The following is a 7486-nucleotide window of genomic DNA, read 5'->3' as shown; positions in this document are numbered from 1 at the left end:
AAAATACACACGTGTAGGGACAAGGCATTGCCTTGTCCGCCGTCAGTAGGATTGAAAAACGTTGCGGGTTTGTTCGCACATAGTTCGGACAACGCGGTGCGTTGTCCCTACAAAAATAATTATTATATCATTTGAAAAAACAAAATGAATAGTTTTAGAAAACGTAAATCTCCTCGTGCTGATTGGTGGGATTATAGTTCTGCTGGTGCTTATTTTATTACGATATGCACATTGCAGTTTGAAACATTCTTTGGAGAAATAATCGATAAACAAATGATACTTTCAAAAACAGGTATTATAGCAGACCTTCTTTGGCATCAAATTCCCTATCATGCAAAGAACGTGGATTTAGGTTCTTTTGTAGTGATGCCCAACCACATTCACGGTATTTTGGTTTTAAATCCTTCTACTGACCAAACTGAAACAAATGACAATCTGGCACAGGGTCGTTTCCAAAATCAGGGTAAAAATACGGTATCTTCCATTATTGGCTCATATAAATCAGCAGTAACGCGCCATGTCAATCGCTTGGGTGCGTGTGATGGTTTTCAATGGCAACCAAGATTTTACGACAACATTATCAGAGATGAAAAAAGTTATGACTATATTTCAAAATATATTGAAACAAACGTAGAAAATTGGCATACCGATATGTTTTTTCCAAAGAAGGGTTAAATTTTGTAGGGACAAGGCAATGCCTTGTCCGCTGTGAGCAGGATTGAAAGAAAATGTGGGTTTGTTCGCACATAGTTCGGACAACGCGGTGCGTTGTCCCTACAAAAGGATAGCGCACTGCCTTATCCGTAACCTTCTCTTAAAAGAAGTGTATCGTTTTATTCACCTTCGCTCTACTAAAAAGTGTTATCTTTGCGCAAAGCTCGCAAGGCGCGTAGGCGTTTTGTAATTACCTCCTAACGATACTCTCTGAATAATCTTCCTGATATGACAGCCAAGCAAAAAGTGTTGGTCGTAGATGACGAACCTGATATTTTAGAAATGCTCAAATACAATTTAGAGCGCGAAGGGTACGACGTGCAGACCGCCTCTGACGGCGAAATGGCGTTGCGTCTTGCGCCCCAATTTCTACCCGATGTCATTCTTTTGGATATTATGATGCCCAAATTAGATGGAGTAGAAACCTGCCGCCAACTTCGCACCCAAACCGACCTTGCCAATGCGTACATCATCTTCCTGACCGCTCGCTCGGAAGAATATTCGGAAATTGCCGCCTTTGAAGTAGGGGCAGACGATTATCTGACCAAACCCATTAAGCCTCGCGCCCTAATGAGTCGTATCAATGCCCTCTTTCGCCGCGAACTCAAAAAAAGCAACCAATCGGCGCACGATTTGGTGGAAATTGCCGACCTCAAAATTGATAAGTCGAGCTATACCTTAGAAAAAAACAGTGAGCTAATTGCACTACCCAAAAAGGAATTTGAGCTAATTTATTTTTTGGCACAAAATCCGAACAAAGTGTATAGCCGCGAGGACATTCTCAAACACATCTGGGGACAAGATGTCTATGTCTTGGCGCGTACCGTAGATGTGCATATCCGTAGGATACGCGAAAAAATTGGCGACGACTACATTCGCACCGTCAAAGGGGTAGGCTATAAATTTGTCCTGCCCGACGAGGAATAAGCCCAAAACCCTAAGCCTTTTCAAAAGGCTTAGGGTTTCAAACTGCTTCTTTGTCTGTGTCGCCGAAAATGGCTTTTCATATAAAAGATAAAAAATTTGAAAGAAAATAATAAAGAAAGCGTAATAGAAAGCCTCAAAGAGGGTACTAAAAATGACCCCAACTTCGTGCTTTCGGTCTTTAAAGACCCTAAAAAAGAAGAAAAACCCGCTTGGGTAGCGAGCCTCAAAACGGCTTTGGTTAGCTCAAAAGCGGTTGCTTTTCTATTGGCACTTGCCGTAGGGACAACCACAGGCACATTTGTCGCCCTGATAGATAGTCCGCCCTTGGGCGTTTGGGTTTCGGGTTTTATCTCTTTTGCTTCTACTTTTTTGCTCTCTTATGTAACCCTCGAATTTTTGATTTTTAAAGAAATAAACAATTTATACCAAAAACTATCAAAGATTAAAAAAAAGGATTTTATTTCAAATCCTACCCCCGACGAAGAATTAGACTACAAACGCTCTGCCAACCCTTTGCGCCGCTTCAATCAGGAAATTATGGAGTACGCAGGGCAGAAACAGCGCGAAATTGAAGACCTCAAACGCCTCGAAGCCTTCCGACGTGAGTTTATCGCCGACGTTTCGCACGAACTTAAAACGCCTATTTTTGCTTCACAAGGCTTTATCCTGACCCTTTTAGATGGTGCAGTAGAAGACGAAAATGTGCGCTATACCTTTCTCAAAAAGGCGGCTAAAAGCATAGAGTCGCTAAGTTTGTTGGTCGAGGATTTGCTCACGCTTTCGCAAATAGAGTCGGGCGATATTAAAATGAAGTGCAGTTTTTTTGATATAGCCAATCTGACGCAAGATATTTTTGAAGAATTAGAACCAAAGGCGCAAAAAAAGCAGGTGCGTTTGCTACTCGAAAATACCTTAGATGCAGAAGGCTATCAAGTCTATGCCGACCGACATAGGATTAAACAAGTATTGATAAATCTTATCGTAAATGCCATTAAATATGGAAATGAAAAAGGAACGGTCATTGTAGGTTTTAAAAGAACTAAAAAATATATCAAAATATCGGTAAAAGACAACGGACAAGGCATTGCGCCCGAACATTTAAAACGCATCTTCGAGCGATTTTATAGGGTAGAAAAAAGCCGCTCCCGACAGGAAGGTGGCACAGGTTTGGGGCTTGCCATTGTCAAACATATCTTAGAGCGGCATGGCTCACGCATCAATGTCAAGAGCGTTATCGGCGAAGGCACAACTTTTTCCTTCAAACTTGCCAAAGCTGAAAATGTAGTCTTGGAAGTGGGCGAAGACGAATAGTTTTTTCCTTTTTTATATCTTTTTTTGCCCAACGTTCCCATTTTTTTGCTATCTTATAGGGCTTTTCGTACTTTTGGGGTCTATTTGTTTTGGCTCGAAAAATCTTTTTTTTATTCTAATATGTTGCTCAAAGTTTTAATTGTCGATGATGAAGCACAGGCGCGTCTGATGATGCGACATATCCTTTCAAGTCCCGAACTTGAAGTTGAAATTGTAGGGGAGGCGCAGGATTTACCCCAAGCCATTCGCCTGATTCGCGAAAAAGAGCCGCAGGTTGTTTTTTTAGATATAGAGATGCCCAAATATTCGGGTCTGCAAATTTTAGATTTCTTTTCACCCGAAGAAGTAAATTTTGAAATTATTTTCGCTACTGCCTATAATAATTTCGCGCTTAAAGCCTTCGAAGTTTCGGCTATTGATTATTTATTAAAACCAATAGAAATAGAAGCCGTAGAAAAAAGCCTCGAAAAGGTACGAAAAAGATTATCCCCTAAAAAGTCTGACACTACCTTGCTTGCCCAAAATGCAGAGGTTGAGCCGATTTTTGAAAAAAAATTACAAGAAAGACTTGAAATATTACAAAGTCAGATAAGAAAAGAAAATGATTCCAATAAAATTGCCTTGCCCGTAGCCGAAGGGTTGCTCTTTGTAGAAAATAGCGAAATTATCTACCTTCACGCCGAAGGTTCTTATACTACTGTTTTTTTAAAACAAAAACCTGAACTTGTTATTAGCAAGAACATCAAATTTTTTGAGAATATCCTTGCGCCACACAAAAATTTTCTGCGGATTCACCGTTCTTATCTCGTCAATCTCGATGCCGTTAGGCAGTACGTCAAAAAAGATGGTGGCTATCTTGTAATGGAAAATGGCAATCATGTGAGCGTAGGAAAAGACAAAAAAGACGAATTTTTGAAATATTATGCTGAATAAAAAAAATAACTATCAAAAACTAAGTTTGGCTTTTTCGAGTCTATGCTTGTTTTTTGTGCTTTTCTCAAATTGCCAACCGCAAGACGAAATCCTTTTAGAAGGAGAAGCCGTAACCTTGCGTTTTTCTGCCGACACCCTTACTTTTGATACCCTTTTCACAACTTTGGGCAGCACCACACGCCGATTAGCCATCTATAATCCTGAAAATAAGGCAGTTAGAATAAAAAAAATAAGCCTCAATCAAGATGCTGCCGAGCGTTTCGAGCTGATTATCAATGGCAGAGAAAGCAATCAAATTTCGGATATTGTCGTTCGTGGCAAAGATAGTATTCTCATTTTTGCAAAAGTAACCCTAAACCCACAAGACCAAGATTTGCCTTTTTTGGTAGAAGCCAAATTAGAGATTGCGACAGAACTAAATACCCAATTTGTACCCATAACCGCTTGGGGGCAGCAGGCTAACTTCCTCAAAGACAGTGTTTTAGCCTGTCAAAATGGACTCATTCGCTGGAACTCTTTTCGCCCCTATGTGCTATTAGGCGACGTGCTTGTACCCGAAGGCTGCACGCTGGAAATCGAACCCAACACAAAAATATATGCCTTCAATGGCAAAGGTTTGCTTGTGGCAGGCAGCTTGCAAACTTTTGGCAGTGCCGAAAATCCTATCATTTTCACTTCTTTAAGACAAGATGGCAGCTTTCAAAATGCAGCAGGGCAGTGGTTAGGGCTAATTTTTGGCGATAAAAGCAGCGGAAATCACCTTCGTTATACACAAATTAGAAATGCCATTTACGGGATTCGTTTTGCTACTCCTGATGCAGATGAAAACATTGACTTAAAAATTGAAAATGCTTTGGTAGAAAACATGGCAGAAATAGGAATTTATTGTCTTAGTTCTGATGTGCAGATACAAAATACGGTGGTCAATAATTGCCTCAATCGCACCCTTTCGCTAAGTGCAGGTGGAAATTACAAATTATACCACAATACTTTTGCAAATTATAGTTTTACTTTTTTTAGAGATGCCCCCTCTATCGAATTTAGCAACTTTATAGAGTTTGTAGATAGCGACAACAATTTGCAACGCCTCGTAGAAAATTTTAAAGTAGATTTGAAAAATAATATTTTTTGGGGAAATTTACCAGAAGAATTTATTTTCTATACACAACCCAATGCAGATTTTTTAATTCAATCTCAAAACAATCTATTTAAAACAAAGGAAAATACTACCTTTGAAAATACAGAAAATTTTAACAATCTATTTAACCAAGACCCTAAATTTATCAATCCTGCCGCACAAGATTTTGCCCTCGATTCACTAAGTCCTGCTCTCAATAAGGCTTTGCCGCTCGATTTTATCTTCACCGACTTTTTGGGCAAACCGCGCCCTTCCAACCCCGATATAGGCGCGTTAGAAAGAGAGGCAGACGAATAAGTAATAAATATACCTAATAGTTTTGAAAACTATTAGGTATAAAAAATGAGTGCTTTATAGAAAACTACTATCAGAGAATACGCCTTAAATCGTCTAAATAGCCCTTTGCTTCTTCTAAAATTGAAGCATCTTTTTTATAAATTGCCGTATCTACACTTTCCAAAATTTGCTGTCGTAGGCGTGTAAGGGCGGGGTCGTCTGTTGCTTTTTCCTGCTCAAAAATTGCAATTCGCTCCCAAGGCGTGCCTTTTTCTAACTGTATCCGCACCTTTTCGAGTTCAGATTCCGATAGTTTTTCGGCAGCTTCCAAGATGGTGCTTTTGGGAATACGTATGTTTCTATTCAGAATTTTTTGTTTTAAATTTGCATTATTTCCTGTAAAAGTTTGCAGGGCTTCCGCAAATTGGGCATCACGTTTGATGGTATTTTTCGAAACCTTGTGCTGCTCTGCCAGTCTTTGCGCCGTATCGGAAATATCGGCTTTTTTTCTATCGCCTCCTTGCGCATTTTTTTCGTCTTGATATTGCCGCCCACGCAGGTAGGATTTCCATTCGTTTGAAAGATTGCGCTTGCCTAATTGATTATCTACCATCCAGTCTTTGACCGACTCGATATTTTCAAACTCTTTGATAACAAAACGAAAATCGTATCCAAACTTTTCTACTAATTTTTTGCTATTTTTTTTGCAAATATCAAAACGATTATGTCCATCAATGACGACATACTTCCCTTCATTTTCCCACAAGACAAGCGGGTCGCGACAGCCTTCTTCTAAAATATTTTGCTCCAACTGCTTGCGTTCCTCTACTTCCAAAGGCGGAATGAGCGTTTCTAATTCTTGGAAAATGACAATATTATCTTTAATAAAGTCTTTATCGCGCTGCTGTTGCTGCTTGGCTTTTGCCGTAATGTCGGTGAAGCTAAATTTTTTACTCATTTTTTTGGGTATCAAAAGTAGAAAAATGTAGAGTAGGCAATATCTTTATCGCCCACTTTTGCAATCCTTATGCTAAAATAGTGTATTTTTGCAGAAACGACAACTGCCAACCCTTGTAAGGCTTCAAAAAAGTGCTTTTTTTGCGCCTTTGCTCCTTTTGGTATCAAAATTTGCTATCAAAAGAAGCAAAAAAATACAAACGTCTTTTTCTGGCTCTAAAACAAGACCTAAAAACATGAAAAACAAATCTCACAATCTTTTTATTTTAATTCCTTTTCTAATCTTTTTACTCGGACTTGCTGCCCCTATTTTGGGCAATACGCCGCCCCTACCGCTTACTTGGAAGGCTTTGGCAAAGGTGAGTTTTCGCTCGGAATTGGATAATACGTTGGGATATAAAGTTTCGCGTCCCATTTTCGAAAAAAGTGTGGAAGCGTATGAAAATCAGGAAGTTGTGATAGAAGGTTATATCGTTCCCCTTGAAATTGGCGAAAAATATTTTGTCATTTCCGCTTATCCTTTTGCGTCTTGCTTTTTTTGTGGGCAGGCAGGCATAGAAACGGTGATGGAAGTATATGTAAATAAACCAATTCGCTTGGATAAAGAAACGATTAAAGTAAAAGGAAAATTAAAGCTAAATCGCAAAGATGCAAATCGTCTGATTTATATTTTGGAAGAGGCACAAGAAATTAGATAGACTAAATATCAAATATTTTAAATTTTTAAAATCATAAAAAATAATAATATGTATCAAAACCCACAACGCTATTTTGAGGTCTTAAAACAGATTTATGGGGCTGCCTTAGGTACGCCGCTTATTCCGCTTCTCTTTGCTTTTGGTAGAAAAGATTTGATTTTTTTTCCAAATTTTGAAATGAACATCTTTCTCGAAATCTGCATTACCATCTTGCTGCTAATACCACTTTTTTGGGTAGGAATAAAATACTATCAAGGCTTCAAAAAATACAGAAAAATAGATGATTTTTTACTAAAAATAAAATCTTTTGCAAAAAATGTAACCTTGCTTTGGATTGTAATTTCGGTGGTCAGTATTTTATCGGGGCTGCTTTTTTGGCAATTCCAGAAAGGAAGTTTTGGTGTTTTAAGTCTAATTACCTTGCTTTGTTTTTCGCTTTTGCCGCCAAATTTGCGCCATCTCAATCGCATTTTATCGCTTTCGCAGCAAGAATTGGCACATTTTAGAAGTGAAGCACAATGGAATTTCTAAA

Annotated in this window: 8 protein-coding genes; 7 read left to right on the top strand and 1 reads right to left on the bottom strand. The window is 38.8% G+C overall.

Annotation, left to right across the window (positions count from 1 at the left end):
* The first annotated feature begins 144 nt into the window (after positions 1-144).
* From G500_RS0106610 to G500_RS0106590, 5 genes are all read left to right on the top strand, one after another.
* A complete protein-coding gene (locus G500_RS0106610; protein WP_027002007.1) occupies positions 145-675 on the top strand; it encodes a transposase in 531 nt (176 codons plus the stop codon).
* A 267-nt stretch (positions 676-942) separates the two neighbouring features.
* Entirely contained in the window at positions 943-1641 is a 699-nt protein-coding gene (locus tag G500_RS0106605) for a response regulator transcription factor (RefSeq protein ID WP_027002006.1), read from the top strand.
* A 96-nt stretch (positions 1642-1737) separates the two neighbouring features.
* Positions 1738-2952: a sensor histidine kinase gene (locus tag G500_RS0106600; protein ID WP_245574468.1), complete on the top strand. Its 1215-nt coding sequence runs from the start codon at positions 1738-1740 to the stop codon at positions 2950-2952.
* A gap of 120 nt (positions 2953-3072) precedes the next feature.
* Positions 3073-3885 (top strand): LytR/AlgR family response regulator transcription factor, encoded by an 813-nt coding sequence (locus G500_RS0106595; RefSeq protein ID WP_035756505.1) that lies wholly within the window; start codon positions 3073-3075, stop codon positions 3883-3885.
* Entirely contained in the window at positions 3875-5320 is a 1446-nt protein-coding gene (locus G500_RS0106590) for a choice-of-anchor Q domain-containing protein (RefSeq protein ID WP_027002003.1), read from the top strand. The genes G500_RS0106595 and G500_RS0106590 overlap by 11 nt, the downstream gene beginning before the upstream one ends.
* 70 nt (positions 5321-5390) lie before the next feature.
* Here the strand turns inward: G500_RS0106590 and G500_RS24870 are convergent, their stop codons facing one another.
* Entirely contained in the window at positions 5391-6257 is an 867-nt protein-coding gene (locus tag G500_RS24870) for a ParB N-terminal domain-containing protein (RefSeq protein WP_027002002.1), read from the bottom strand.
* A gap of 235 nt (positions 6258-6492) precedes the next feature.
* On the opposite strand from G500_RS24870, the gene G500_RS22590 reads away from it, so the two are divergent.
* A complete protein-coding gene (locus G500_RS22590) occupies positions 6493-6954 on the top strand; it encodes a hypothetical protein (protein WP_035756486.1) in 462 nt (153 codons plus the stop codon).
* A 48-nt stretch (positions 6955-7002) separates the two neighbouring features.
* The gene (locus G500_RS0106570; protein WP_027002001.1) at positions 7003-7485 is read left to right on the top strand and encodes a hypothetical protein; all 483 of its coding nucleotides are present in this window, start codon (positions 7003-7005) and stop codon (positions 7483-7485) included.
* Position 7486 lies beyond the last annotated feature (1 nt).

It is taken from the genome of Hugenholtzia roseola DSM 9546 (assembly GCF_000422585.1).
Classification (GTDB): domain Bacteria; phylum Bacteroidota; class Bacteroidia; order Cytophagales; family Bernardetiaceae; genus Hugenholtzia; species Hugenholtzia roseola.
Note: the sequence above shows the minus strand (reverse complement) of the source record. Positions and strands in the feature narration are given on the sequence as shown.